The organism is Colwellia sp. E2M01, from assembly GCF_018860585.1.
Taxonomy (GTDB): Bacteria; Pseudomonadota; Gammaproteobacteria; order Enterobacterales; family Alteromonadaceae; genus Colwellia.
Map to the genome: position 1 here is coordinate 20,109 of NZ_JAHKPR010000081.1, position 26,624 is coordinate 46,732.

Here is a 26,624-nt window from a genome sequence, read left to right on the forward strand (position 1 = left end):
TGTGTTTTTAGGTAAAGATAAAGCACGACATGTTGTCAAAGCAGATGGCTTCCAACCCGTTCAACTTCCAGCTGAAATGACTGATGCGGATGAAACATTAATCATTACCCAAACTAACGCAACAGGTTGGCCTGAAGACAGAAGTGTTAATGGCTTATATAGGTTATACGGGCGATGGCCAATGGAAAGCTGAATGGGTACGTGACCAAAACATTTACTGGAATGTTTCATTTACCTTAGATAACTTAACCGACGTTAATTTTGATTGGCAACCTAATAACCGTAATGGTCAAGATATTGTGTTAATTAATCAAGGTAACAAATTTGTTGATACAAGTGCTGAATGGAATTTACCTAAAGGTGGCGATCATTGGGGCGTAACGCATGGCGACTTTAATAACGATGGTTGGAATGACTTGTTTGTTTATCGTTACTTTAGAATCAGGTGCGGTATATCAAAAGCGTGTTGCTTCAGCGGGTGAAGTATTTTCAGCAGGCATTATAGGCACCGTTCACTTTGGTTTAGGTAACGCAACGAAAATTACTTCTGTCGAAGTTAAATGGCGAAATGGTAAATCAGTACTATTAACGGATATTAATGCAAATAGTACGGTAAGCACCGATGAGCCGGGCGTCTAACGGCAATTACTACCGACTTCAAGTAGTAACAGTATTACTACGGTTAATGATCAAGATGTTATAACTTTTATCGCTAATTCAGTAAGAACTCAGTAAGAACTCAGTAAGGAGTGTGTAAAAAATATCACACTCAACTGATTACTTGTAGATACGTTATCTTTATATAGCGTATCTATATTTGAATGGTTTATGTTTAAAGTTGTTTATTTTTAATGTGTATATTGTTTACAATATACAATCGTTTGTTGACATTGATGGGCATTGGTATAGTCTAATAGAATAATAATAAAGCAAACAAATAGCCCCTGAATTATGAACAGAAGAAAATTTCTCGCTAGCTTATCGGTATTACTTGGTTGTAGTATCGCCTCACTCGATACTTTAGCAATCAACAGCGCACTGGCTTTTACTGGTGACACTAAAAGTAGATTAACAAAACATCAAGCGAGTGCTATTTCAAGCATTGCGGATATTATCATTCCTGAAACCGAGACACCATCGGCCAGCCAAGCGGGTGTAACATCCTATATCGATTTTTATCTGCATGAATTTTTAAATTTGGAGCAACGTACCAAATTATTAGCGGGAATTGAAACACTATATCAATCTAACTCCGCCTTTATTGCTTTACCTAAAGTAGAGCAAACTGCGGTAATACAAGCGTTAGATGATAATTTATACACCCCGCAAGAAAACCCTGCCTATAAAAAACTTAAGCAACTTATCGTTATCGGCTATTACAGTTCAGAAGTCGGTGCTACTCAAGCATTGAAATATGACCCTGTGCCCGGACCCTATAAAGAAATGAAGCTTAAAGATGTTGGTCGCGTTTGGTATTAAGAGTTTTGCTAAAGCTATAACTAAGTTTTAGTGTTAAGGAATAAATATGAAGAGTAAAAATACATTTGATGTCATTGTTGTTGGCTCGGGTATGTCAGGTGGTTATGCAGCTAAAGAATTTTGTGAAAAAGGTTATAAAACGCTTGTACTTGATCGCGGTGAAATGGTTAAACATCGAGAATATAAAACTGAAGGCAAAGCTCCTTGGGAAATGCCTTTTCGTGGTGAAGTACCCGATGAAATTAAAGCAACTCAAGAGATCCAAAAAGATGTGTATATCTATAATGATTTTACACGCCATCATTTAATTAATGATCAAGACCATCCATACGTGCAAAAAAAGCCATTTATTTGGTATCGTAGTTCAACCATTGGTGGTAAGTCATTAATTTGGGGAAGACAAAGTTACCGTTGGTCAGCGCTTGATTTTCAATCTAATAAATTAGATGGTCATGGTATCGATTGGCCTGTTCGCTATGAAGACATTGCTCCTTGGTATGATAAAGTCGAACCTTTTGTTGGTATTTCTGGCAGCTATGAAAATTTAAAAGTATTACCTGATGGTAAGTTTCTTCCTGCATTGCCGTTAAATGTTGTTGAACGCGATATGAAGAAAAAAATAGAAACAGCATTTCCAGATCGTCACTTCATACCAGCTCGTGTTGCACATCTGACTCAACCAACTGAAGAGCACTTAGCATTGGGAAGAGCTCAATGTCAGGCACGCAGTGAATGCCCAAGAGGCTGTTCTTTTGGTGCATATTACTCGTCTAACTCTGCAGCGTTGCCTGCAGCAGAAAGTACAGGCAACTTAACCTTAACAGCAAATGCCCAAGTGCAATCTGTCATTTATGATGAAAAAACAGGTAAAGCCAGTGGTGTACGTTATGTTGACATGCTAACGAATGAAACGGTAGAAGTGTTCGCTAAAGTGGTCTTCATGTGCGCTTCGACACTCGCGTCAGTACAAATTTTATTAAATTCTACGTCAAAAACATTTCCTAATGGCATTGGTAATCGTCATGATATTTTAGGCCGTTATATTATGGATCATTGCGGTGGTGGGGGGGCTTCTGGCATGGTACCTGGCTACCTTGAAAATTATTATAAAGGTCGTCGTCCTGGCGGTGTTTATATTCCTCGCTTTAGAAATATTAATAAGCAAGAAGAAAGCTTTAAAAGAGGTTATGGTTTTCAATGTGGAGCTTCTCGTGCGGGTTGGCAATGGGCTAAAAATGGCAAAGGCATAGGTGAGTCGTTTAAAGCCCGAGTAAGGCAACCTGGGAATTGGTATTTTACTCTCTGGGGGTTTGGTGAGTCGTTGCCTGATTATGATAATAGAGTTTATCTACATGAAAGCAAAAAAGATAAATGGGGAATGCCACTATTAGTGACTGATGTTGAGATTAAAGCGAATGAAAAAGCTATGATAAAAGATATGTCAGACACTGCGGTAGAAATGTTAACTGCTGCAGGCCTAGAAAATATTAAAGGTTTTGAAGGTGAAGCTCCACCAGGTGGCGCGATTCATGAAATGGGGGGCGCTTGTATGGGGAATGATGTAAAAACATCTTATTTGAATAAATGGAATCAATGTCATGAGGTGTCTAATTTATTTGTGACTGATGGCGCTGCGTTTTCGTCTGTATCTTGTGTTAATCCTTCGATTACCTTTATGGCATTTACAAGTCGAGCGGTTGATTATGCGGATAAACAGCTTTCAGCTAAGACTATCTAATTAAAACTATTTAATTAAAGCTCTGTTGTTAATTAAAGCTCAGCTCAGCTAACTAAGGATTACATGTGAAATTTTGTGTTAACAGTGGTGTAAAAGTTAAAAACTTATTTATCATCGCAGCATTACTTTTAGGTATGAATATTACACCATTAGCCGCTAAACAATTTAATGCTTTATTGTTTACCAAAACAGGTGGTTGGCATCATGGCAGTGTTTTAGAAGGTGTTACAGCAATTAGAGGCCTAGCTAAATCCCATCATTTCAATGTTGATTGGCAAGAAGATGCAAATTATTTCACTAAAGAAAAGCTTGCCAATTACGATGTAGTGATATTTTTATTAACTAGTGGTGATGTATTAAATGAGCAACAGCAAAAAGCCTTTGAAGACTTTATAAAGCAAGGTAAAGGCTTTGTTGGCGTACATTCCGCTGCTGATACTGAGCATGATTGGCCTTGGTTTAAAGCCCTTGTAGGAAGAACCTTTATTATTCATCCAACTATTCAAACGGCTAATGTTGATGTAGTAACTGATAATTTTCCTGGTTCTGCGCAATTACCCGAACGGTTTTTATGGACAGAGGAATATTACCATTATGGCGATGCACACACCAAAAACCTAAAATATATATTAACCGTTGATGAAAGCTCGTATGAACCAGCTGCCGCATGGGGCGACTTGAAAGTAGAGGGGATGGGCGATTTTCACCCTATGGCTTGGTATCAAGAATACGATGGCGGTCGTTCATTTTATACCGGCCTTGGGCATTTAGGAGAAGCTTATTTGGAGCCTTTCTTTTTATCACACCTATATGGTGGTATATATTGGGCTGCTACGGGTAAAGGTTTGTAGCATTATTAATTGATCTACTACCTATACTCGAGAGTCTAAAATCTAGAGTATAGGTTTATTATAATTAAGTATGACACAAGCAAACTAGATTATGTCCATAACAGAGCACATTGAAAACGATCTTCACCAGGCAACCCTTCATGAAGCCGCGGTGTCAATTAGTATTAATGGCATTAGCCATGCGGTGATGATGGCATCGCCGACACATTTAAAAGATTTTGCTTTGGGCTTTGTGTTAAGTGAAGGTTTAATCACTGCGGTTAGTGAAGTATTGAATATTGTAGTACATTCACATGAGTGTGGATGGCAAGTTGATCTTCAGGTCTTAGCGCGAACACAATATAAATTAAAGCAACGGCGTCGTAGTATGGCGGGGCCAAGTGGTTGTGGCTTATGTGGTATTGATTCATTAGAAGCTGCAATGGCGTTAAATTACGCTAAAAATACTATCTCACCTACCGAAAGTAGCTTGCCAACAGAAGATGTTATTATGCAAGCGAAATCTGCTTTACCTGACATATTGAAAAAATCCGGAGGCATAAGAGGTAATCATTGTGCTGCTTATTTTGATTTAGTTGGGAATATTATTGCATTTAGAGAAGATGTTGGTCGCCACTCAGCATTAGATAAATTACTTGGCTTCCTATCAAAAGAGCAACAAGTCATGAATCAAGGTTTCGCAATAATAACGAGTCGATGTAGCCATGATTTAATTGCGAAGGCAGCTCGTTTACACTTATCAACCTTAGTAACACTGTCACAACCCACCGATTTAGCGGTTAGATCAGCGCGAGAAACAGGCCTAGCGCTTTTTTGTTTCCAGTATGGTCAATTAAAGCGTTTTGCTTAAAGAGAAATGTTATGTCTAACAAAAATGTAAAAAATTCAGTATATTCATCACCTGCTGGCGGCTGGGGAGCATTAAAAAGCTCAGCTAAACATCTCATGCAAAGTGAAAACTCAGTGCAAAGTGTTAAAGCTTTGTTAAGAGCTAACCAACCTGGAGGTTTTGATTGTCCTGGTTGTGCTTGGGGAGATTCTAATAAAGCAGGAAAAATAGATTTTTGCGAAAATGGCGTTAAAGCAATAGCATGGGAGGCAACAAGTAAGCGTGTAGATGCTAATTTTTTCAAACAACACGCTATTACTGAACTCAAAACATGGGACGATCATTCACTCGAAAAAAGTGGGCGATTAACAGAGCCTATGTTTTATAACGGTGAAAATGATCATTACCAACCTATTAGCTGGGAACAAGCCTTTAACGTTATTGCTAATCACCTTAAAAACCTATCTTCACCTAATGAAGCATTGCTTTATACCTCTGGTCGGGCGAGTAATGAAGTTGCTTATTTATACCAGTTATTTGGTCGTGTATTAGGAACAAATAATTTTCCTGATTGCTCAAATATGTGTCATGAAGCTTCTGGTGTAGGTATGACTCAAAGCATAGGTACCGGAAAAGGCACAGTAACCATGGATGATTTTGAGCACGCTGATGCTATTTTTGTTTTTGGTCAAAACCCAGGTACTAATCATCCACGTATGCTAGGTACGTTACGAGAAGCCAGTAAACGCGGTGCAACTATTGTTTCTATCAACAACTTAAAAGAGCGTGGTTTACAAAAGTTTACTGATCCGCAAAGCCCGAAAGAAATGATTCTTTTTACGGGAACAAAGATCAGCGGTTATTACTTTACACCTCGTTTAGGTGGCGATATGGCGTTATTACGCGGTGTTGCTAAATGTTTACTTGAGCGATTTGAAGACGATAAGTCAGCACTTGATATGGATTTCATTAATGAACATTGTGACGACTTTGAAGGCTATAAACACAGCGTAGAACTAACCACTTGGGATAAAATAATCGAGCAGTCTAGTTTAACTCGCGCTGAAATTGAGCAAATAGCAGAAATATATATCAACAGCAAGAATGTCATCTTTACTTGGGCAATGGGTATAACCCAACACCATCATTCTGTAGCAACGGTACGTGAGCTTGTTAATGTATTAATGTTAAGAGGTAATATTGGTAAAAAAGGTGCTGGTGCTTGTCCGGTGCGCGGGCACTCAAACGTCCAGGGTAATCGCACAGTAGGTATAAATGAAAAGCCATCGATAGAATTTCTTGATTCGTTAGAAAAACGCTATTCTTTTACTGCTCCTCGTAATGCAGGATTTAACACGGTTGAGTCAATTCAAGCCATGTTATCAGAAAAGGCTAAAGTGTTTATTGCACTAGGCGGTAATTTTGCTGCAGCAACCCCTGACACTAATCGTACTTATCAAGCCATACAAAAGTGTGACTTAACCGTACAAATTAGTACTAAATTGAACCGTAGCCATTTAATGACGGGAAAAAAAGCGTTAATTCTACCTTGCTTAGGGCGTACTGAAATTGATCGTCAAACAAACGGAGAGCAATGTATTACCGTTGAAGATTCAATGAGCATGGTACACAGTTCAAAAGGTCAAAATGAACCAGCATCAGAACTTCTACGCTCAGAAACGGCTATTATTGCTGGCATGGCATCGGCATCGGTAGGAGACAAGGTGGTAAATTGGCTAAAACTTGCTAGCGATTATGCTCTGATCAGAGATGAAATTAGTGCGGTTCTTCCTGATTTTGAGAACTACAACACAAGAATAGAAGCCGGTCGTGGTTTCTACTTACAAAATGCAGCTGCGGAGCGTCAATGGCAAACGCCAGCGAATAAAGCGATGTTTTCAGCGGCTGAATTACCCGAACAGTTAGTGCATGAAATCGCTAAAGATAAAACTAAAGGTTTAGTGTTTACTTTGCAAACTTTACGTTCACATGATCAATATAACACCAGCATATACGGAATGGATGATCGTTATCGAGGCGTTTACGGTGAACGAAAAGTAATTTTTATCAATGCCGATGATATGGCTAAACTTAATTTGATTGCCGGTGATTTTGTTAAAATAACGACAGTGTCGAATGATACTGTAATACGCTCAGTTAGCCACTTTAAAGTAATAGAATATGATATTCCATCGGGATGTATTGCCGCTTATTACCCAGAAACTAACCCTTTAGTTCCGTTAGAAAGTATTGCCGAAGATTGTGGAACACCAACGTCAAAATCTATTCCTATTACGTTGGAAAAATTATAATAACATTTCATATAAAGAAGTGGCCGCTTAGATTTGAACGACATGAGAACAAGTATAATTTTTGTGTGTAGCATATAAAGGACACTCACTGATGAATTTAAGGTGAGTGTCCTTTTTAGGTCAAGTAGTTAATTTTCAAATTAAATCTGCACGAGATGGAACGCCTACGTCTAATGTCCATCTTGATGTTCATTAAGTATTAATAAAAAGAGGCCTTATGAAAAAAAAATTAGTCGTTAGTTCTATTTGTTCTTCTGAAGTAGATGTAAAGAATTGGCAGCCTATTTCGAATGATGATGTTTATATTTGTTTAGACATTAAAGTTGATTTTCCGGATGAAAATCAATCTGGTCATCTTTTTTATGTTACTTTAGCCACTATAGAGTCTATAAAAAAAAATCGGAGCGAACCGTACTTGGTTATAAATAGAACTATTGTTATTAGTGAATATAGTTATGAGTTAGTTAGTAAGTTAATCTTAGATATAATTGAAACTTGCTCTAAAAGCAGTTGGGAAGAAAGTTGTATTGCACTCCAGCGATATTTTCAGTGGGAGTATGAGGATTATTCACTTGAATAAATTATAGATGACACTCACTTATAATTGCTAAATCCAAAGAAATATAAAGGACACTCACTTATAAATTTAAGGTGAGTGTCCTTTTTAATTTTTAATACCTATGGAGTTTCAAAATGATTGCCCGTTTTATAGTTTTATTATTTATTTTTACTGTTCAAGACTCTAATGCAACTTCTAAGTTTGAACCTATGTCAAATGATGAGTTACTAACTATATCTGAAGTTGTTTTAAAGAGACCTCATCAGGTTGCTGCTATGTGGGGAGAAAAGCACTATATGGATGGTACAGTGCTATCTTATGACGCTAACTTTGTTATGGATATTAATAGGTCCTATGATGATGGCAAAACTAAATTTTGCATCTATAACTTAGTTCAAGCTTTTAAAACCAACAAAAATATTAATTCAGAATTTTTCATCTTAAATGCTAGAGAGCAACAATTAATTGCAATTAATGAAAGTTTGAGTGATTGTTTAAAATATTCTGAAGTTAGCGCTTCATTTCTAGTCGATGCGGGAATAAGAGATACAAATATAGCACAAGCATTTCGAGCTTTAATGTTTCTAGATTCCAGCGGGTATACATTAATTGCCAAAGAAGAATATAAGAACCTATTAAAAGATAGTGAATTGAAAATTATTTCGATGGAAAACAGTAATGATGATGTCGTTGTACACTTTACTAGCCTAGACACAGGTTTGAATCATAGCGTAAAGATAAGCTTTGATTCTAAAGAAGTGATGCATTTAGGGGTAATGCTTAATAACAAATAAAAGGCAAATCAAAAAAATAAATGAAGATAACAAGATAACAAGTGATAACAAGGACAGGCACTCTAATTGAATAACTCACCGTGTTGAGCTAGGCTTAAAAAGAAATATAAAGGACACTCAGTTATAAATTTAAGGTGAGTGTCCTTTTTAATTTTTTATAATTGATGTGGCCTTAATTGCATATGACTTAGGTGATATGGCAATAAACGGTGTCAACTCAGTTAACTCGGCTTCTCTAGGAGCCAATGTAGCAGGGTTATTTATCCCCGGAGCCACTGGACTAGGGACAACGGTAAGAGTTAGGCATTATACAAATAAATCATCTGCAAATAAGATAATGGATAGCGGAGAAATTGTCGCAAAAGACAATGGTAGAGTTTATGTGGAGAGCGCGAGCAAAAAAGCATTATCTCCTAAAAAAGCTGAAGCCAAACACAAGATCAAGGAAGGTAAAGGCAACAGTTATGTTGAAACTGACGTACCTGCGGATAACATTGAAATGGTTAAAAACCCATTAACAGGCAAAAAAGAAATGACCATCAAAGGCAACGTTAAGCTAGATAAACCAGAAGTTAAACACAGGAACAATTAAATGAGTGACACTATTTATTACTCTAAAAAAGAAGTGTTGGAAGTTTTGAAGACGATTAACTTGTTGGTCGTTTCCCTGAATTCTATTGCAATGGCATCTGTAGATCATAGCGAAACCGATTTAGCGGAAGAGATTTTAAAGTTTATTCAAGACAAAGACATGTTAAGCCAACTAGCGGATGTTAGGGAGATTCTATCTTCTCCACTCAGTAAAGAAATGTTTGATGATGAAACAGGTTTACTTGAGCATGTCATGGATAAGCTAGACTATTGGAGTCACAAGAAATAAGTAATCCAATTGAATCTAAAGCCTAGCAATTTGAAGTGACCCCATAAAGTTGGCCTCATTTCTAAGCGGCTAACAAGGCCTGATTTCGATTCTATATCGAAGTCGGGCTTTTTATGACTTTATCAAATTCATCTATACTAATAACTTACTGTATATATTAAAATTTTAACCTGAACGCAGTGGTTCGTAATCACGATTACTTTATATGCAGGCACGATACTATGATCCAGTCATAGGTCGTTTTTACTCGAATGATCCGGTTGACTCTACTAGGCATAATTCAGTTGTTCATGGCTTCAATCGATATGCTTATGCAAACAACAATCCTTACAAATATACGGATCCTGATGGAAGAAAGCCTGACAGCATAATGTCACGCCAATTAGCACCTCTGATGAAAGCCGTGGGTAATGCAATTGGAAGTAAATCTCTAGTCAGAGTTGGCGCTAAAATGACTTTAGATGCAAAAACCATGAGGGCAGCACTAACAGGAGATGTTAAGGGATATCAATTAGCACTCAAAGATTATAAAAAATTATAGATGACACTCACTTATAATTGCTAAATCCAAAGAAATATAAAGGACACTCACTTATAAATTTAAGGTGAGTGTCCTTTTTAATTTATAACTATATCTATCTGGGGAATAGGCTGGTTGCCAAAGAAGGTACTGGGGTTAGTGCGTCGCCACAATCAACACGTTCGCACTATCGTGACTTTGGTGAGGCTATTGGAACACCGAAAGATGATGTAGGGTATACAGGTCATAAGTTTGATACTGACTTAGGGTTAAGTTATATGCAGGCACGATACTATGATCCAGTCATAGGTCGTTTTTATAGCAATGATCCTATAGGATTCCGTGATATACATAGCTTTAATCGTTATGCATACGCAAATAATAATCCTTATAAGTATGTCGATCCTGATGGGAAATTAAGTGTAGATGCAGTAACTGCAAAGGCATATCCTAAGGCTGCTGCCTATGTAAATAATAAAACTATAACTAGTACGAAAAAAATAGCCGCTTTTAAAACATATGGATATGCAAGCCCATTAAAGGTTATGCAAGCTTTTAATCCAAATAAAGGATTAGGGGTTAAAGGAGCTGAAACTTTTAAATCTGAAAAAGCTTGGGGTTATTTTACACCAGGTGAAAATTCACAGCATATAACTATAGATAACTCCCTTTTTGCTGATTTTGAAAATGGACTAGAGGGAGCTAAAGGGATGCTTGATAGAGTCATCGAACATGAGGCAACACATTATTTTGAAGACCAAAGCACTAAAACTTATGATGGTGAAGAAGGAACAGCATATGAAATAGAAGTGTATGGGGGGGTTGTTCAAAGTCGTGCTGAAGCAGCAAGAAAGTCAAATAATGGAACGGCTAAAGGTGGTGGTGCTGGTGGTTTTACCAACTGTTCAGGCAAAGGAAGTGGATGTAAATAGCTTAATAAAGCCCATATCTATTTATGGGTTTCACTTATAAAAATATAGAAGGTAAGTTTCATGAAGGTTATTAATGTATTAAAAAGCTCGCTATTATTTTGGATTTTAATATTTAGTATTTCTGTTAAATCGATGGATATAGAGCTTGAAACCACTGAGGTTGACTCATCGGTTGTGAAGCTACGAATTTCCAATAATACAGAAAAAGTTCATATTATGCCTTTGAAGTTTATTTTAGAAAATTATTATATTCGTTTTGTGATATTAAATTCCAAAGGTGAAAGAATGCGTTTTTTTGGTAAAGAGATTAGATACGTCACAACTCCTGCGGATTTCGTTGCAATGGACCCAAAATCTAGTTTTGAACAAGTTATTGATTTGAAAAATCCTTACGCTTTAAAGAATGATATTTATAAAGTACACGTAGTTTATGAGGTATTGGAAGGGAGTCGTAGTGAAGAAAACTTATGGTATGGGAAAATAGAATCTAACTCTATAACTATAGATATGAGACTTAAATAATAACAACACCGTTTTTATTGAATCCAAAGCCCCTTTCGGGGCTTTATTTTGACTGCTTTTGAAGCCAAAGGAGCATCAACAGAACTATATGCCCCTTTCCAAAAAGAGACAATAAAATACCCGACATCACATTGAAAATACTATAGTTATAGATGACACTCACTTGTAATTGCTAAATCCAAGCCTCTCTCCTATGGTTAAATAACAACTCAAGGAAGGGGGTTTTATAATGGCGACTGCAAGAAAAAGACAAGTGAATTTACAAGATACGCCTTACTATCACTGCATTTCACGCTGTGTACGTAGGGCTTTTTTATGTGGTGAAGATAATTTTACAGGTCAGAGTTTTGAGCACAGACGTGCATGGGTTGCAGAAAAGTTACTTAAACTTGGTGAAGTATTTGCTATTGATGTTTGTGCTTATGCCGTGATGAATAATCACTATCATGTGGTGCTACGTATAGATGAAGAGCAAGCAAAAACATGGTCTATGGATGAAGTGTTAACCCGTTGGCACACCTTGTATAAAGGCACTTTACTTACCCAGCAATATTGCCGAGGCGAGAAGTTAATAGCGCCAATGCTTGATATGGTTAAGGTTACAACGGAAGTATACCGCAAACGCTTAATGAAAATCAGTTGGTTTATCGGTAACTTAAATGAAAAAATAGCACGTGATGCTAACCGTGAGGATGATTGCACAGGTCGATTTTGGGAGGGCCGCTTTAAATCTCAAGCTTTGCTTGATGAGGCAGCCCTGGCAGCGTGTATGGCGTATGTTGACTTAAACCCTATTCGAGCGGATATAGCCAAAACACCTGAAACATCAGATTACACCAGTGTTCAACAACGTATTAATAGCGCTAAAGCGCAGCAACAGCCTAAGTTATTAATCCGTTTTGTAGGTAATCCCAGAAAAGATATGCCGCAGGGGTTGCCTTTTGAGTTAATTGATTACTTACAACTTATTGAATTAACAGGTAAGTGCATAAGAGAAGATAAAGCTGGTTACATAGAGCAACACTTACCAAATATTTTAACTCGGCTCGCAATAAGTCCTGAGAACTGGTTAACCCTAACAAAGAGCTTCACTAAACAATTTCATGGTGCTGTAGGGCGTGAAATTGAATTAGACCAATTTTATGCACATCAACATCTAAAACGACGAAGCAATTTAAACCGCTGTAATCAACTTTTAGTTTAAGATTAAAACATAAGTCAAAGATATTATTAAAATAAATGGTAATCAGCTTTATTTTTGAAAAATATAGAACGTATTTCCAAGAGTGAAATTTGATTTAACTTTTTATAGGAAAATGTTGCTGATGTGACTATCGTTAGTAGTATTGTATACCCGCTCCACTTGAAGATGCAGGATTCAGCTGGAATTAGAAACGCCTAAAGCGTTTCTAAACCAGCCTTTGGGAAGGCTGAGCAAATCATACCCAGCGTTACATTTATTTTTAAGGGAATAACCCTTAATAAATAAATGTGCCTTGGTTATGAATCGCTCAGACTTCCTGAAACGAGCATCTTCAAGTGGAACGGGTATAGATATAAAAAAGGCGACTAATTAAATGATTAGCCGCCTTAAGGTCGGGAGTTTTTTATTCGTAGGTATTACCTACTCATTATTGCTAATGTGTTTACTTCGTTCTAGTTAAAGCAGCACTTGTAGTAAATACTTGTAATGCCGCTGTAGTAACAAAACCGCCCGCATCAGGGAATTCAATCGTTATTACGTTACTTGCTTCAAGTGCGGTAAGTGGTACAGGTATTTCAATAACACCGAAGTAATTATCGCGTCCCTTCATTACATCACCTTGTTTTTGGTCATAGCCTTTGAAGTCACTAGGAACAGCAACTTGAGTAGAGTTAACCGTTACAATAGGTTGTAAAGATTTACCATGATCACGGCCTATACCTAAGCGTAATGTTGCTTCACCGTTAGCACCTACTACCACATCATTAATGTTGAAGGTAATAGTAGTATTAGCATCAATGGCTTGTTTAAAATCATTAGAGTAATACTTAACTTCGTTACTGGTGTTATCAATAGCAATATCACTGTTGTAAGTCACTTTCATTACGATAGTGCCTTCACCGTCAATAGTTATTGCTTCAGGTAAAGTGTCAGGGTTTGTTTCATCAATTTTTGATACCCAGCCGTCAGTTTTTAAGTGTTTAATATTTATCGCAGTAATATTTGCAGTATCAAGGCCTAGCGCATTTAGGTTAACTTCAGCTTCATCAAATTCTAAATTATTTAAAATAACATAAGCTTCACTACCATCAACATAGGCATCAACCTGAATATCTAAATCAGATGATACGGTATCTACACGTGTACCATTAACTTCTGACCATAAATTGTAAAATAAAACTAAGTTAGAATATGTCCAATCAGTTTGGCTACTTACACCAGTACGCTCAAACTCTTGAATCATCAAACGAGGACCGTAAGGAATTGATTCACCATTTTGAGTTGTTCTTCCCCATTCAGCTTTAACTACAATAAATGGAATAGTTTTAGCAATAGTATCTGGACGTTCTAAGAAGCTCATTAGCATTTTGTTTGTTGCTCTAAGCACTAACGTATCTTTTTTATCAGTCCAACCAACGCTTCTTTCACAATGATTTGCAGCACCGTATTCAGAGATAACGTATGGTTTCATTTCGCCAACAGCGATATGGCTATAATTTTCCATCATATCTAAAGTTGCTTCCATGTTACTACCTGAACGATATCTTTCAGAGTTACTAAAACATGGGAAGTCATATAGATGAATTGAATAAAAATCCATTTCTGCGCCTATGCTATCGATAAATAATTTATCTCTATCATGCCAGCGCTGAAAGTTATCTTTATCAAAATCAGGGAAAGCTACCGTGTAACCACCTACGGCAATGTCATCATTTTTAGCAACTTTTCGAATCTCTTTTGCGGTAGTACTATGAAAATCAAATACTTGTTGTGGTGTGACATAATTATCATCACCTGGATTACGAATTGTTGTTAATTCAAACAATGGTTCATTCATTATTTCAAAATACTTAGGCTTAGGTTTCCAATCTTCAGTATCGTTATCTCTAAAAAAGTTAGACAGGTATTGTCCGAAATAATGACCTGTAGCTGTACCAAAAGGTTCAGCTGCGGTATCAGTTTGCGAGAACTTCCATGGCGTTGAAGCAGGGAATGGATTTATATTAGAATGATCCGCATCTTCTGACCAGTAAGGGAATTGCTGACCACCTTCAATCATATCAAGACTTCGGGCTTTAATTTGTGGTAAACGTGCGTCAGTACTTTTTTTAGCGGTACTTGTACCGTACGCCCATTTAATGCCATTTGCGGCAGCAGGAATTGATGCTTCGTCAATAAAACCTGGTTTTGCAGTGTCTTCTGTTAAATTTCTCAGTGCCCAACCAATTGAGCCTGTATCACGACCAAAATAAACGTCGTTATCCGTCATAAAGTTAACCATTAAATCGGGATCTTTATTCGCGGCATTTTGTGAGAAACTATCATTTTCACCCCAGTCATTTTCAAGAGGAGAAGCGTGAATAGTAATAAACTTTTGACGGTCGAATGTGTCAATTCCACCAACACTATGTTTGGTATTAAAATTGATATCCACCTGAATGCCTGTATCAGGTGTTGTACTTTGTGTCGTAACAGTGAAGGTAGAAGTTACGCCACCGATAGTTAATTTCGCGCTAGTTGGTGTTAAGCCTAATGTTGAGCTAGTAACTCTAACTTTAACCTTGTCACCATTACTTACAGTAGCAGTGGCTGCAGTATAGTCTGCACCATTCAGTGAGTATTCACCGGAGGTAATACTAATACTAGTCTCTGAATTGATCCCCGCTACAGTTATTTCATTAGAAGAAACAACGGTATTCAATTGTGTATCACTAACGCCAGTAAAGCTAAAGGCGTTCGGTGTAGTATCTACTACTATATCAGGATTGTCTGGAGATGGCTCACTCGAACCTTCGCTGCTTCCACCACCACAACTTGCAACGGTTAATGCGAATGGAATCATTAATAATGAATAAGTTAACTTGTTTTTTTTAAATTTTGTTATCACGTTAATACCTCAAATGTTCATAAGATGACTAAATCATGTTAACAGTATATTGTTAACAATAGAAGGTTTGTTTTCTTTATTTACGAGGGCTTATTCAGTAAAGGTATTTGGATAGATTTTGAACGAAGGAGTACTTCATCGATTTAGAGTCGTCAATTTATCCTATTCTTATATCCATATGATTTTTAATTTAGCTGCTTTTACTGCTGACGAGTAAATCATAATTTCCAAAAATAACTTCCTCTAACTAAAAAAGATCGACTCAGTAATAAATATTTTTATATAAACACTATAGATGGTTAACAATTTATTGTTTACTATGTTTTTAAGTTCACTAACTAGAAGTAAAAAAACATGAGTAATATAGTCAGTACTAAAGAGGTTTTAAGGGCGGCTTTAAAAGTCACTTATTCCAGAATAATAAAGATTAAAACTATTCATTCAAAAATTATAACGCTATGTATTATGATTGGAATTTCAATTGGAGCTTTAAGTGGTTGTATTCCAACACCTGTTGAAAAAGATAGTTCTGATTCACGCCATGATGCCAGTAATATAAGTCGTGTAGAAAACAATTTTAATAAGGATTGGTTGTTCAATCTTGATGATGATAAATCGTTTAATCAATTTGGGTATGAAGATAACGCTTGGCGCAATGTTAATGTTCCACATGATTGGAGCGTTGAATTTGCGTTTACCCAAGAGAATACTGATGGCGCTACAGGTTATTTACCTGGTGGTGTTGCTTGGTATAGAAAACACTTTACAACGCCCGTTTCAGATCAGCAAAAACACTTTATTCATTTTGATGGTATCTATAATAATGCTGAAATTTGGATCAATGGCAAATCATTAGGTGAACAGCATTACGGTTATTCTCCTTTTTATTTTGACGTTACTAATGATTTAAATCCAGAAGGGCAAGAGAATGTCATCGCTATTCGTGTTGATCGTTCACGCTATATTGATAGTCGTTGGTATACTGGCTCTGGTATATATCGTGATGTGAGTTTTATCTCAACTAATTCGCTTTATATTCCTGTATGGGGAACTTATGTCACGACCCCTGAAATATCTAATACTCAAGCAACTGTTGATATTGCTATTGAGATAAATAATGACGCAACTATCGCGCGTGATTTTACATTAACAACAGACATTGTGAATGCAGCTGGAGAAATTGTTGCAACAATGGATAGTACCTCGGTACTTGAAAAAAATTCAAACCAAGTGCTAACTCAGCAATTAATAGTGAAGTCTCCTAATAAATGGGATATTGATTCACCTTACCTATATAAAGCGGTTAGTAAGCTAAGCGAATTAACTTCAGGTAACGTAGTTGATGAATATATTACTCCTTTTGGTATTCGTGAGATTGAGTTTGATGCAAATACTGGTTTTTCTTTAAATGGAAAAGCATTAAAAATTAAAGGTGTGAATTTACATCATGATGCTGGTTTAGTTGGCGCAGCAGTGCCAAATGACGTTTGGCGACGCCGTTTAGAAATACTGAAAGATGCCGGAGTAAATGCTATTCGTACTGCACATAACCCAGCATCAGCAGCATTTTTGGATTTGTGTGATGAAATGGGCTTTTTGGTTCAAGCAGAAATATTCGATGAATATGACAACCCTAAAGATAAGCGTTTAAATCAACAAGAAAGACATGAAGACTATATTAGTCGAGGTTATACAGAATACTTCCAAAAAGATGGCAAAAAAGATCTCGTCGCTTCGGTTAAACGTGATCGTAATCATCCATCAATCATAATGTGGAGCATAGGTAACGAAATTGAGTGGACATACCCTCGTTATCCTAAAGCGACAGGTTATTTTGATATGAACGCTAATGGTAATTACTTTTTTAACCCGCCATTTATTAGCCCTGAAGAAATAGTTAAACGATTTCATGAAAGTGAAGAAGGTGAATATGTTTTAGCTAAAACGGCCAAAAAGCTATCTGGCTGGGTGAAAGAGTTAGATTTAACCCGTCCGGTGACGGCAAATTTAATTTTACCATCGGTAAGTCATATCACCGGATATACAGATGCGCTTGATGTTATTGGTTACAGTTATCGTCGTGTTATTTATGATTACGGACATCGCTTATTTCCCGATAAAATGATCATGGGAACAGAGAATGTTGTGCAATGGCATGAATGGAAAGCTGTTGAAGATCGCGACTTTATTGGTGGAACTTTCTTATGGACAGGTATTGATTATATGGGCGAAAGCCACAATAAATGGCCTGTTAAAGCAACAGCAAGTGGTATGTTAGATTTAGCCGGATTTGAAAAACCTTCATACCATATGATGAAGTCATTATGGAGTGAGCAGCCTAGTATTTATTTAACGACACAACTCATGGAAAAGTCACCTTATGAAGTGGTCGATAATAATATTGTGGCGCGCAACCCAGATGCGTGGAAAACCTATGTTTGGTTTTGGCACGATGTAAATAACTATTGGCAATACCAAGACAAAGATTTAATTGCTGTTGAAGCTTATACAAACTGTAGCGCTGCGGAGCTTTTTGTAAATAATAAGTCGCAAGGTATTGCGTACCTAAAAGATGCACCAGATCATATTTTGAAATGGTCGGTTACATACCAACCGGGTGATTTAATGGTAAAAGGTATAGGCGACTGTAAAGCAGAAGATACTTTGCGTACAGCAGGCGTATTTAATGGTATTGATTTAACTATTGATAAGTCGCAAATTACGACAAATTATAATGACGTTGTACATTTAGTTGTACAATTAGTTGATGATAAACAAAACCCAATTACATTTTTAGATGCTGATATTGAGTTTGTAGTTAAAGGTCCTGCTAAGATTTTAGGTGTTGATAATGGCGCTCCTGATAATGTACAAGAGTTTCAATCAAACCGCATTACAACCTCAAAAGGGCAAGCCTTACTTATTTTACAAGGAAAGGATATAGGCGAAATCACGGTATTTGCTAAGTCGGCAAATGTTATAAGTAACACTGAGGTTATTAAGGTAACTGAATAATAGTTGTTAGGTTATTATATTAACTGCTTTGGCTAATACCAATCGAACTAATGAAGTGATCTTTTAAAATGGTCTAAATATTCAATAACATCGTTGCTTTCAATCCCAATAGGCAGCTATTGCTCAATCAAGCGCCTTGTTATTGAAAATTTACCCTCATTAAAAGTTGATCACTTAATTAATGCGAATGGCATAAGTTTCTTGGGTGGGATGTTATTGATACTACTGATAAATGAAAAAATCCGAACTATTTCAGTTCGGATTTTTTATTTTTACTAGAGTATTCACTAGGGTATCAGTTGCTAGCGCATTGGTTATTTATGAACTGATTATTGATGAACTGATTATTAGTGAAGTATAACTAATCAACTCACTAGCTAACTAACGGGCTAACACTATTTATTAATAAGGTTAGGTAAGTTTTTCATCGCAGTAAAGTTGATGGCAGCCGGAAATGGACAGTTTTCATTATGACTATTATAAAAAAATGTTTTCATATCAGCGTTAACTCCAGCCTCAACACCCAGTAAACTGTCTTCAATAACGGCACACTGTTTCGGCGAAAACCCCATATCGGTTGCCGCATGTAAATATAACGCTGGGTCAGGCTTAAATATATTATTATCATAAGCACTGTAAATATTATCACCAAAATATTTTCTCAAGCCACAAATATCTAAAGCTAGTATTATTTTTTCTCTGGGTGCGTTAGATACCACAGCCTTGGGAAAATCTAATGACTCAAGCGCTTCAACTACTCCTGCAATGGGCTTTAGCTCTGAGTTAAATAAATCGGTAACTAATGCTCTATATTCGGTAATAAATAAAGGAGGTAGTTCAACGTTATGAATTGATGCCAATTCAGCGAATATAATGGCTAACTCTTTACCTCTGTAGTCGGTTACTAATCGCTCAACAGATAAGTCTACCCCAAATTCTTTAAATTTAATGGCAATAGCTTTGTTGCATAAATATTCACTATCTACCAAAGTTCCGTCATTATCAAACAGTAAGCAATCAATCATATTGTTGGCTAAACCTTATATATTTTAAAAAGTATGTTAAAAATGTAATGTTAAATGATAGCGTTAAAAAAAGTGAGTCACTATATTCATTGATGACTTAACCAGTGATGACTTAACCAGTGATGAATTAACGTTTCATCGCATGATACTAAATTTGAATGTTGTTTATCTAATACCTATCTAACATTTATTAAGTTATTTTTTATTATCAAGTGAGTTGATCTTACAAGATAATTGCTAAACTTTATAATCATAATAGTAATCTTTATGGGTATTAAGAGTATAACCTAATTAAATATTGGATATAATTAATTGTTAACAATTGTTATGGGTTAGGTTATGATGAATTACTATGAGCAGAAAGCTCTAAAAGATCAACTGACCCTAATAATGAGAAACTATATATGGCCGCATTACTAGCAATTGGCGAGTGTATGATGGAGTTAACTCCGCTGGAAGAAAACACCTATCAACGTTCGTTTGCAGGCGACACTTATAACGCTTTAGTTTACGCAAAGCGTAATGCTCCTGAATTGGATGCGTTAATATTTACTGCGATAGGTAACGATGATATCAGCAGTGTCATGGAGTCTCAGTGGCAAAAAGAAGGCGTTTCTTCTGATTTTACGTTGAAATCAGACAAAGACACTATAGGAATATATGCCATTGCAACAGATGCTTCAGGTGAAAGAAGCTTCAGTTATTGGCGTAAAAACTCTGCTGCATCAAACATGATGGCTATTAAATCAGTTAATGAATTACTTGATTCATGTCCTGAACTTGATTGTGCATTTTTTAGTGGGATCTCACTGGCTATATTATCAGAAGAAGATAAAGCCAAGCTAATTGAGTTTATAAAAGGTTTAAAAGCAAAAGGTACCCGTATTGCATTTGATCCAAACTACAGACCCGCTATGTGGAACAATAAAGCACATGCTATTTATTGGTTAGAAAAAGCCTATAGTGTTAGTGATATTGTGCTGCCAGGTGAAGAAGATCACCAAGCAATATTTAACCATAACGGTCATGCACAAATTGCAGCCTATTGTCAGGCTTTTAAGATTAAAGAAGTGGTTATTAAGTGCGGTGTAGAAGGCGTTTTTGTTTACTCTGACGGTAAATTATCAACCCATGAACCTTTTAAAGCAGCACCGGTACAGGTTGACTCTACCGCTGCAGGCGATTCATTTGCAGGAACTTATTTATCACAAAGAGTCACTAACCATGATATTGAGTCTTCTTTAATGCAAGCCACAAAAGTTGCTGGGCAAGTGGTACAGCATCGCGGTGCGATTATGCCAACAGCATTATACAACAGTGTGATTAACTAACAGTTTAACTAATAGTTTAATTAACCGTTTAATTAACAACCGAGTTAACCGTAACTAATATAGTAGTTATTAAAGTAGTGAATACTGTAACGATTAAAATAGCTAACCACGGTAACTAACCATTTATAGTATTGCTAACAACCAGATAATTAAGGTTTAAAAATGAGTAATGAAAATAAAAAATTAAGCTTAGCAAGTAAACGCGCTTTAGAGCGTGGATACGATGAAAAAGATTCAAGTTGGATGATTGAGTTCAATGTTACTGATCTAAAAGGTGACTTTGCTTTTGAAGAAGGCATTATCCGTCGAGACCCAACATCAGTCATTAAAGTTGGGGATTTATACCACTGTTGGTATACCAAAGGACAAGACGAAACCGTAGGTTTTGGCTCTGATAACCCAAATGATAAAGTATTTCCGTGGGACTTAACCGAAGTGTGGCATGCAACATCTTCAGATACAATCACATGGAAAGAGCAAGGGGTTGCTATTTCACGAGGCGCTGCAGGTGAATTTGACGATAGAGCTGTATTCACACCAGAAGTATTACAACATGAAGATATGTTTTACCTAGTGTACCAAACGGTTCAATACCCATATACCAATAGACAAATTGAACAAGTTGCTTTAGCGAGTGCTAAGTCGCCGTATGGGCCGTGGACTAAATCAACCAAGCCAATTTTAAGCCCAAGTCAAGATGGCGTTTGGGATGGTGAAGTGGATAGTCGCTTTTTAGTGAAAGAAAAAGGCAGTTTTGATAGTCATAAAGTACACGATCCATGTTTGCTCTTCTTTAATGAAAAGTTCTACCTTTATTATAAAGGTGAAACCATGGGGGAAGAAATGAACTTCGGCGGACGTGAAATTAAACACGGTGTTGCTGTTGCTGACAACATTGAAGGGCCTTACGTTAAATCAGAATTAAACCCTATTTCTAATAGTGGTCATGAAGTCGTTGTATGGAATTATCAAGGCGGTGTTGCCAGTTTATTAACAACCGATGGCCCTGAAAAAAACACGGTTCAGTTTGCTCAAGACGGTGAGAACTTTGACATTAAAGCGCATATTAAAGGCGCACCGGAAGCGATTGGTTTATTTAGAGACGTTAATGCTAAAGAACTTCAAGAGCCAGGACTTTCTTGGGGACTTTGCCATAAATATGATAAGAGTTGGAACTGGAATTATATCTGCAAATTTGAAATTAAACGTCAGATATTAGATGCCGGCACTTTCCAAAACTCTAATTAATCGCTTCTAGTTAGTAGCACTAACTGAGCGTAATGAAAATTAAAAGCACCAAATTATTTGGTGCTTTTAAAGCTATTCAAGCGAATAACTCATGGTTTATTCAGAGTGGTTTACAATTGAAAAATAATTGTCAATTATTAACTGTTGAAATAAGCAGAAATGCTTTGAATGAACTCAAACTAATAGCCAATTTAAGTAGAGCATTATGACCAACGTATTTGATCCTACAGAACATCCTCATCGCCGTTTTAATCCACTAACCCAGGAATGGGTTTTAGTGTCACCTCATAGAGCGAAGCGTCCTTGGCAAGGACAAGAAGAAGTTGCTGATGAGTCGGTAAAACCAGCATACGATGAAAACTGCTTTTTATGTAAAGGTAATACTCGCATTAATGGTGAAGTAAATCCTGAATATACAGGTACATTTGTTTTTACCAATGATTTTGCAGCATTAAATAAAGAAACACCAAGTTTTGAAAGTAATGATCCGTTATTTCGATTAGTGTCTGAGCAAGGTATCAGCCGCGTTATTTGTTTTTCTCCTGATCATGGTCGTTCATTACCAGAATTATCGTTAAGTGAAGTCACTGAAGTTGTAAAAACCTGGAAAGATGAATGTAAAGAGTTGTCTAAATCTTATCGTTGGGTTCAGGTATTTGAAAATAAAGGTGCGGTAATGGGTTGTTCAAATCCACACCCTCACGGGCAGATTTGGGCGCAAAACCAGTTACCTACCTTAGCGGAAAAGAAACAAAAAGCATTTGATGAGTATACCCAAAAATTTGGGTCTAATTTACTTGCTGATTATGCAACGAAAGAACTGGCTAGTGGTGAACGCGTTGTTGTTGAAAATGATGACTGGGTTGTTGTTGTTCCTTACTGGGCAGCATGGCCATTTGAAACACTAGTGTTACCGCGACATAATATTAGTCGAATGACAGATTTAACGAAATCACAAGAAGAAAGCCTTGCCGATATCATTAGACAAATTACCATTCGTTATGACAATTTATTTAAATGTTCGTTCCCATATTCAATGGGTTGGCATGGAGCTCCGTTTGACGGTGAAGTTCATGAAGAATGGACGCTACACGCACACTTCTTCCCGCCTTTATTACGTTCTGCCACAGTTAAAAAGTTCATGGTAGGTTATGAAATGATGGCTGAAGCGCAACGAGATATTACCCCTGAGCAAGCAGCTCAGAGGTTAAGAGACTTACCAGATACTCATTATAAGAATAGCTAGGATTTATCATGGATATTATCAAAAAAGTAAAAACGAAATTTTTGAATCATTATAGTAAAAGTCCTGCTTTTATTGTTAATGCGCCAGGGCGAGTTAACCTTATTGGTGAGCATACCGATTACAATGATGGTTTTGTATTACCTTGTGCCATTGATTTTTCAACGGTTATTTGTGTATCGCCGCGTACCGATTTAGTGGTAAATGTATTTGCGATTGATTGTAATGAAGAAGTTGATAGCTTTGATTTAAATGACAGCATTGCTTTTAATGATACGCAGTTTTGGAGTAATTATGTTCGTGGTGTAATTGACGAACTTAAAAAACGAGGCTTTACATTAGCGGGTTGTGATATTGCCATTGGTGGTAATGTACCGCAAGGTGCAGGTTTAAGCTCTTCAGCTTCATTAGAAGTAGGTATTGCAGCAACCTTTAATCAATTGTGTGACTTAGGTCTTTCTACAGTTGAATTAGCGCAAATATCGCAAGCAGCTGAGAATAATTTTGTGGGTTGTGCATGTGGTATTATGGATCAACTTGCCTCAGCGTGTGGTAAAAATGACCAAGCTCTAGGGATTGATTGTAGAAGCTTAGAACTAATACATACGCCTATTTCTGACGACAATACTATTGTTATTATTAATTCTAATGTTAAGCGTGGTTTAGTTGACAGTGAATATAATACAAGACGTCAACAATGCGAAAGCGGAGCCGAATTTTTTGGAAAAACAAAATTACGCGATGTAACTATTGCTGATTTTGAAGCCCAAAAAAGTGCTATGGATCCCCTTGTTGCTAAACGCGCAGAACATATATTATACGAAAACCAACGCACTCTTGATGCGATGGAAGCTTTTAAAGTTAACGATATGCCTGCTATCAGTCGACTAATGGCTGGCAGTCATGCTTCAATGCGTGATTTATTTGAAATTACCACACCTGAAATTGATTACCTTGTGCAAATTATTGCTGATGTTATTGGCGATCGTGGTGGCGTACGTATGACTGGTGGCGGTTTTGGTGGTTGTATTGTTGCGTTTGTTGCCAATGATTTAGTTGACACTGTTGTTGATATTGTTGCTGAAAAATATGAAAAACAAACAGGCATAAAAGAATCTATATTTATCACCACAGCAGCAGATGGTGTTTCAGTAATAACTGACATAGAGGCAATATAATGAATCATATATTAGTTACAGGTGGGGCAGGTTATATTGGTAGCCACACAGTTTTAGAGTTACTTAAGCTAGGTGAAAACGTTGTTGTAATAGACGATTTGAGTAACTCATCTAAAGAGTCTTTAAATCGTGTTGAAACTCTTTCAGGAAAAGCAGTAACTTTCTTTGAAGGCAGTATATTAGATCAAGATTTATTGGTGAATATTTTCTCACAATTCTCGTTTAGCTCTGTTATTCATTTTGCAGGTCATAAAGCGGTAGGTGAGTCAGTAAATAAACCATTAAGTTACTACCATAACAATGTTCAAGGAACGGTTTCGCTAGTAGAAGTTATGGAAAAATTTAATGTCAATAACTTGGTATTTAGTTCATCTGCGACTGTTTATGGGGAAGGGGCAAAGCCTCCTTACATTGAAACGCAAACACTTGGCTGTCCTACGAGTCCTTATGGGCAAACTAAGTTGATGGTTGAGAGAATTTTAGCAGATGTTGTGCGCAGTAATAGTGATTTTAAAGTGGCTAACTTACGTTACTTTAACCCTATTGGCGCCGATGAGAGTGGTCAAATTGGTGAAGATCCTAATGGTATTCCGAATAATTTAATGCCATTTGTAGCTCAAGTTGCGGTAGGAAAAAGAGCTGAATTGTCTATATTTGGTAATGACTATGCAACAGAAGATGGCACCTGCGAGCGTGATTACATCCATGTAACTGATTTAGCACAAGGTCATGTTGCCGCGTTAAATTGGTTAGTAAACCAAGCTCATGGTTTATGTGAGGCATTTAATTTAGGCACGGGTACACCATATTCTGTGTTAAAAATAGTTAAAAGCTTTGAGCAATATACCAAGGTTAAAGTACCGTTTAAATTTGTACCAAGACGTGACGGTGATTTAGATGCTTTTTGGGCTAATGCTGACAAGGCGGCGGATAAACTTAACTGGCAAGCCCATAAAACCATGCAAGATATGATGGAAGATACATGGCGCTGGCAGTCAAATAACCCTAACGGATATAACGCGTAATGAGCCAGCCACAATCAATACTATTACAAAATAAACAAGGTATGTCGGTTGAAATTATTAATTTTGGCGCACGTATAAAATCAATACTATTTCCCATCCAAGGAAAGCCTACGGAGATGGTTGTAGGTTATGCTACGGCTGAAGAGTACCTCACAGATAGCTTCTATTTAGGGGCAACTTGTGGAAGAGTTTGTAATAGAATTGATGGTGGCAAGTTTGAATTAAATGGTGTTAGCTATCAAGTGACACAAAATGAAAATAACAACACCTTACATGGTGGGGTAGATAACTTTTCTTACCGATTCTGGAAAATTGAATCTTCAACGGATACAAAGGTTGTTTTATCACTTGAATCTAAAGATGGTGACCAAGGGTTTCCTGGTAATTTAAAACTACAAGTTAGCTACCATTTGACTGAAAAAAATGCCTTAGAAATAGAGTACTTTGGCATTTCAGATGCGGCAACACCTATCAATATTACCAATCATGCGTATTTTAATTTGGGCGATGAAAGCTGTGAATCATTAGACTTACAGCTATTAGCTTCAAATTTTCTTGAATTGAAAGAAGACAGCGTACCCAGCGGTAATATTTTATCGGTAGATAATTCTGATTTTGACTTAAGACAAGTAACCAATATAGGTGACCGGCAAAGTAATACCACCGATGTTAATTTAAAAAACATGAAGGGTTTCGACTACTGTTATGTGTTAGATAATAACGATGTATCAATAGTTAACGCGTCATTAGCGTCAAAAAATAATGGCGTTAAAATGTCATTTTATACCGATCAACTTGCAGTGCAGTTATACACAGGTTATTGGCTCAGCGGTGTTTTTAAGCCTTATCAAGGAGTGTGTTTAGAAGCTCAAGGTTATACCAACGCCATTAATATAAATCACTTTCCTAGCAGTGTACTAAGTGAAAATGAAAAATATCAACGTAAAATTATTTATCAGTTTGAAGCGATAAACTAAATAAATATGCCATTCCTAAGTTGAAGAAATGATTAACCACTGGTTGTTTTTCTTCACTCAAAAATGTGGTGTTAA

The 26,624-nt window shown here is 36.7% G+C and carries 26 protein-coding genes; 24 read left to right on the forward strand and 2 right to left on the reverse strand.

The window, feature by feature from the left end; translation table 11 throughout:
- Position 1: 1 nt before the first annotated feature.
- The 16 genes from KO502_RS15345 to KO502_RS15420 all read left to right on the forward strand — a co-directional run bounded on the left by KO502_RS15345 (position 2) and on the right by KO502_RS15420 (position 12,620).
- Positions 2 to 193, forward strand: a complete 192-nt coding sequence (locus KO502_RS15345; protein ID WP_216023449.1) for a hypothetical protein — start codon at positions 2 to 4, stop codon at positions 191 to 193.
- Complete coding sequence (locus KO502_RS15350; RefSeq protein WP_216023450.1) at positions 150 to 482, forward strand: VCBS repeat-containing protein; 333 nt, start codon at positions 150 to 152, stop codon at positions 480 to 482. The genes KO502_RS15345 and KO502_RS15350 overlap by 44 nt, the downstream gene beginning before the upstream one ends.
- Positions 421 to 639, forward strand: a complete 219-nt coding sequence (locus KO502_RS15355) for an ASPIC/UnbV domain-containing protein (protein ID WP_216023451.1) — start codon at positions 421 to 423, stop codon at positions 637 to 639. The genes KO502_RS15350 and KO502_RS15355 overlap by 62 nt, the downstream gene beginning before the upstream one ends.
- A gap of 312 nt (positions 640 to 951) precedes the next feature.
- Entirely contained in the window at positions 952 to 1,479 is a 528-nt protein-coding gene (locus KO502_RS15360; RefSeq protein ID WP_216023452.1) for a gluconate 2-dehydrogenase subunit 3 family protein, read from the forward strand.
- A 46-nt stretch (positions 1,480 to 1,525) separates the two neighbouring features.
- Positions 1,526 to 3,217 (forward strand): GMC family oxidoreductase, encoded by a 1,692-nt coding sequence (locus KO502_RS15365; RefSeq protein ID WP_216023453.1) that lies wholly within the window; start codon positions 1,526 to 1,528, stop codon positions 3,215 to 3,217.
- Between the two features lie 65 nt (positions 3,218 to 3,282).
- A complete protein-coding gene (locus KO502_RS15370) occupies positions 3,283 to 4,068 on the forward strand; it encodes a ThuA domain-containing protein (RefSeq protein ID WP_354668341.1) in 786 nt (261 codons plus the stop codon).
- A gap of 91 nt (positions 4,069 to 4,159) precedes the next feature.
- Positions 4,160 to 4,918, forward strand: a complete 759-nt coding sequence (fdhD, locus tag KO502_RS15375) for a formate dehydrogenase accessory sulfurtransferase FdhD (protein ID WP_216023454.1) — start codon at positions 4,160 to 4,162, stop codon at positions 4,916 to 4,918.
- 11 nt (positions 4,919 to 4,929) lie between these two features.
- Entirely contained in the window at positions 4,930 to 7,209 is a 2,280-nt protein-coding gene (locus KO502_RS15380; RefSeq protein WP_216023455.1) for an FdhF/YdeP family oxidoreductase, read from the forward strand.
- Positions 7,210 to 7,426: 217 nt separating this feature from the next.
- The gene (locus tag KO502_RS15385) at positions 7,427 to 7,789 is read left to right on the forward strand and encodes an Imm8 family immunity protein (protein ID WP_216023456.1); all 363 of its coding nucleotides are present in this window, start codon (positions 7,427 to 7,429) and stop codon (positions 7,787 to 7,789) included.
- 113 nt (positions 7,790 to 7,902) lie between these two features.
- On the forward strand, positions 7,903 to 8,562 hold the full coding sequence (locus KO502_RS15390; protein WP_216023457.1) for a hypothetical protein: 660 nt from the start codon (positions 7,903 to 7,905) through the stop codon (positions 8,560 to 8,562).
- Positions 8,563 to 8,728: 166 nt separating this feature from the next.
- A complete protein-coding gene (locus tag KO502_RS17270) occupies positions 8,729 to 9,154 on the forward strand; it encodes an HYD1 signature containing ADP-ribosyltransferase family protein (protein WP_216023458.1) in 426 nt (141 codons plus the stop codon).
- Positions 9,155 to 9,442, forward strand: coding sequence for a hypothetical protein (locus KO502_RS15400; protein WP_216023459.1), 288 nt, complete (start codon positions 9,155 to 9,157; stop codon positions 9,440 to 9,442).
- A gap of 205 nt (positions 9,443 to 9,647) precedes the next feature.
- The gene (locus tag KO502_RS17145) at positions 9,648 to 9,983 is read left to right on the forward strand and encodes an RHS repeat-associated core domain-containing protein (RefSeq protein WP_252730795.1); all 336 of its coding nucleotides are present in this window, start codon (positions 9,648 to 9,650) and stop codon (positions 9,981 to 9,983) included.
- Positions 9,984 to 10,051: 68 nt separating this feature from the next.
- On the forward strand, positions 10,052 to 10,894 hold the full coding sequence (locus KO502_RS15410) for an RHS repeat-associated core domain-containing protein (RefSeq protein WP_216023460.1): 843 nt from the start codon (positions 10,052 to 10,054) through the stop codon (positions 10,892 to 10,894).
- A gap of 60 nt (positions 10,895 to 10,954) precedes the next feature.
- On the forward strand, positions 10,955 to 11,416 hold the full coding sequence (locus tag KO502_RS15415) for a hypothetical protein (protein WP_216023461.1): 462 nt from the start codon (positions 10,955 to 10,957) through the stop codon (positions 11,414 to 11,416).
- A gap of 229 nt (positions 11,417 to 11,645) precedes the next feature.
- Complete coding sequence (locus KO502_RS15420; RefSeq protein ID WP_216023462.1) at positions 11,646 to 12,620, forward strand: transposase; 975 nt, start codon at positions 11,646 to 11,648, stop codon at positions 12,618 to 12,620.
- A gap of 442 nt (positions 12,621 to 13,062) precedes the next feature.
- On the opposite strand, the gene KO502_RS15425 is transcribed toward KO502_RS15420, so the two are convergent.
- Positions 13,063 to 15,507: a hypothetical protein gene (locus tag KO502_RS15425; protein ID WP_354668342.1), complete on the reverse strand. Its 2,445-nt coding sequence runs from the start codon at positions 15,505 to 15,507 to the stop codon at positions 13,063 to 13,065.
- Between the two features lie 465 nt (positions 15,508 to 15,972).
- On the opposite strand from KO502_RS15425, the gene KO502_RS15430 reads away from it, so the two are divergent.
- On the forward strand, positions 15,973 to 18,522 hold the full coding sequence (locus tag KO502_RS15430; protein ID WP_216023463.1) for a glycoside hydrolase family 2 TIM barrel-domain containing protein: 2,550 nt from the start codon (positions 15,973 to 15,975) through the stop codon (positions 18,520 to 18,522).
- 395 nt (positions 18,523 to 18,917) lie between these two features.
- On the opposite strand, the gene KO502_RS15435 is transcribed toward KO502_RS15430, so the two are convergent.
- Positions 18,918 to 19,547, reverse strand: coding sequence for an HAD-IA family hydrolase (locus tag KO502_RS15435; protein WP_216023464.1), 630 nt, complete (start codon positions 19,545 to 19,547; stop codon positions 18,918 to 18,920).
- A gap of 404 nt (positions 19,548 to 19,951) precedes the next feature.
- Between KO502_RS15435 and KO502_RS15440 the strand changes: the two genes are divergently transcribed.
- The 7 genes from KO502_RS15440 (at position 19,952) to KO502_RS15470 (ending at position 26,549) form a co-directional block, all read left to right on the forward strand.
- On the forward strand, positions 19,952 to 20,878 hold the full coding sequence (locus KO502_RS15440; RefSeq protein WP_216023465.1) for a sugar kinase: 927 nt from the start codon (positions 19,952 to 19,954) through the stop codon (positions 20,876 to 20,878).
- Between the two features lie 162 nt (positions 20,879 to 21,040).
- Positions 21,041 to 22,126 (forward strand): family 43 glycosylhydrolase, encoded by a 1,086-nt coding sequence (locus KO502_RS15445; protein WP_216023466.1) that lies wholly within the window; start codon positions 21,041 to 21,043, stop codon positions 22,124 to 22,126.
- 32 nt (positions 22,127 to 22,158) lie between these two features.
- On the forward strand, positions 22,159 to 22,335 hold the full coding sequence (locus KO502_RS15450) for a hypothetical protein (RefSeq protein ID WP_216023467.1): 177 nt from the start codon (positions 22,159 to 22,161) through the stop codon (positions 22,333 to 22,335).
- Positions 22,332 to 23,372: a UDP-glucose--hexose-1-phosphate uridylyltransferase gene (locus tag KO502_RS15455; RefSeq protein WP_216023468.1), complete on the forward strand. Its 1,041-nt coding sequence runs from the start codon at positions 22,332 to 22,334 to the stop codon at positions 23,370 to 23,372. Before KO502_RS15450 ends, KO502_RS15455 begins: the two co-directional genes overlap by 4 nt.
- Positions 23,373 to 23,380: 8 nt before the next feature.
- Complete coding sequence (gene galK, locus KO502_RS15460) at positions 23,381 to 24,547, forward strand: galactokinase (RefSeq protein WP_216023469.1); 1,167 nt, start codon at positions 23,381 to 23,383, stop codon at positions 24,545 to 24,547.
- On the forward strand, positions 24,547 to 25,572 hold the full coding sequence (gene galE, locus KO502_RS15465) for a UDP-glucose 4-epimerase GalE (RefSeq protein WP_216023470.1): 1,026 nt from the start codon (positions 24,547 to 24,549) through the stop codon (positions 25,570 to 25,572). The genes galK and galE overlap by 1 nt, the downstream gene beginning before the upstream one ends.
- Positions 25,572 to 26,549 (forward strand): aldose epimerase family protein, encoded by a 978-nt coding sequence (locus KO502_RS15470; RefSeq protein WP_216023471.1) that lies wholly within the window; start codon positions 25,572 to 25,574, stop codon positions 26,547 to 26,549. The genes galE and KO502_RS15470 overlap by 1 nt, the downstream gene beginning before the upstream one ends.
- Positions 26,550 to 26,624: the final 75 nt, after the last annotated feature.

Excerpts from the sequence above, each read along its gene's own strand:
- KO502_RS15350 (WP_216023450.1), top strand. The coding sequence starts at position 150 with ATGGCTTATATAGGTTATACGGGCGATGGCCAATGGAAAGCTGAATGG.
- KO502_RS15360 (WP_216023452.1), top strand. The coding sequence starts at position 952 with ATGAACAGAAGAAAATTTCTCGCTAGCTTATCGGTATTACTTGGTTGT.
- KO502_RS15365 (WP_216023453.1), top strand. The coding sequence starts at position 1,526 with ATGAAGAGTAAAAATACATTTGATGTCATTGTTGTTGGCTCGGGTATG.
- fdhD (WP_216023454.1), top strand. The coding sequence starts at position 4,160 with ATGTCCATAACAGAGCACATTGAAAACGATCTTCACCAGGCAACCCTT.
- KO502_RS15380 (WP_216023455.1), top strand. The coding sequence starts at position 4,930 with ATGTCTAACAAAAATGTAAAAAATTCAGTATATTCATCACCTGCTGGC.
- KO502_RS15385 (WP_216023456.1), top strand. The coding sequence starts at position 7,427 with ATGAAAAAAAAATTAGTCGTTAGTTCTATTTGTTCTTCTGAAGTAGAT.
- KO502_RS15390 (WP_216023457.1), top strand. The coding sequence starts at position 7,903 with ATGATTGCCCGTTTTATAGTTTTATTATTTATTTTTACTGTTCAAGAC.
- KO502_RS15400 (WP_216023459.1), top strand. The coding sequence starts at position 9,155 with ATGAGTGACACTATTTATTACTCTAAAAAAGAAGTGTTGGAAGTTTTG.
- KO502_RS17145 (WP_252730795.1), top strand. The coding sequence starts at position 9,648 with ATGCAGGCACGATACTATGATCCAGTCATAGGTCGTTTTTACTCGAAT.
- KO502_RS15415 (WP_216023461.1), top strand. The coding sequence starts at position 10,955 with ATGAAGGTTATTAATGTATTAAAAAGCTCGCTATTATTTTGGATTTTA.
- KO502_RS15420 (WP_216023462.1), top strand. The coding sequence starts at position 11,646 with ATGGCGACTGCAAGAAAAAGACAAGTGAATTTACAAGATACGCCTTAC.
- KO502_RS15430 (WP_216023463.1), top strand. The coding sequence starts at position 15,973 with ATGATTGGAATTTCAATTGGAGCTTTAAGTGGTTGTATTCCAACACCT.
- KO502_RS15435 (WP_216023464.1), bottom strand. The coding sequence starts at position 19,547 with ATGATTGATTGCTTACTGTTTGATAATGACGGAACTTTGGTAGATAGT.
- KO502_RS15440 (WP_216023465.1), top strand. The coding sequence starts at position 19,952 with ATGGCCGCATTACTAGCAATTGGCGAGTGTATGATGGAGTTAACTCCG.
- KO502_RS15445 (WP_216023466.1), top strand. The coding sequence starts at position 21,041 with ATGAGTAATGAAAATAAAAAATTAAGCTTAGCAAGTAAACGCGCTTTA.
- KO502_RS15450 (WP_216023467.1), top strand. The coding sequence starts at position 22,159 with ATGAAAATTAAAAGCACCAAATTATTTGGTGCTTTTAAAGCTATTCAA.
- KO502_RS15455 (WP_216023468.1), top strand. The coding sequence starts at position 22,332 with ATGACCAACGTATTTGATCCTACAGAACATCCTCATCGCCGTTTTAAT.
- galK (WP_216023469.1), top strand. The coding sequence starts at position 23,381 with ATGGATATTATCAAAAAAGTAAAAACGAAATTTTTGAATCATTATAGT.
- galE (WP_216023470.1), top strand. The coding sequence starts at position 24,547 with ATGAATCATATATTAGTTACAGGTGGGGCAGGTTATATTGGTAGCCAC.
- KO502_RS15470 (WP_216023471.1), top strand. The coding sequence starts at position 25,572 with ATGAGCCAGCCACAATCAATACTATTACAAAATAAACAAGGTATGTCG.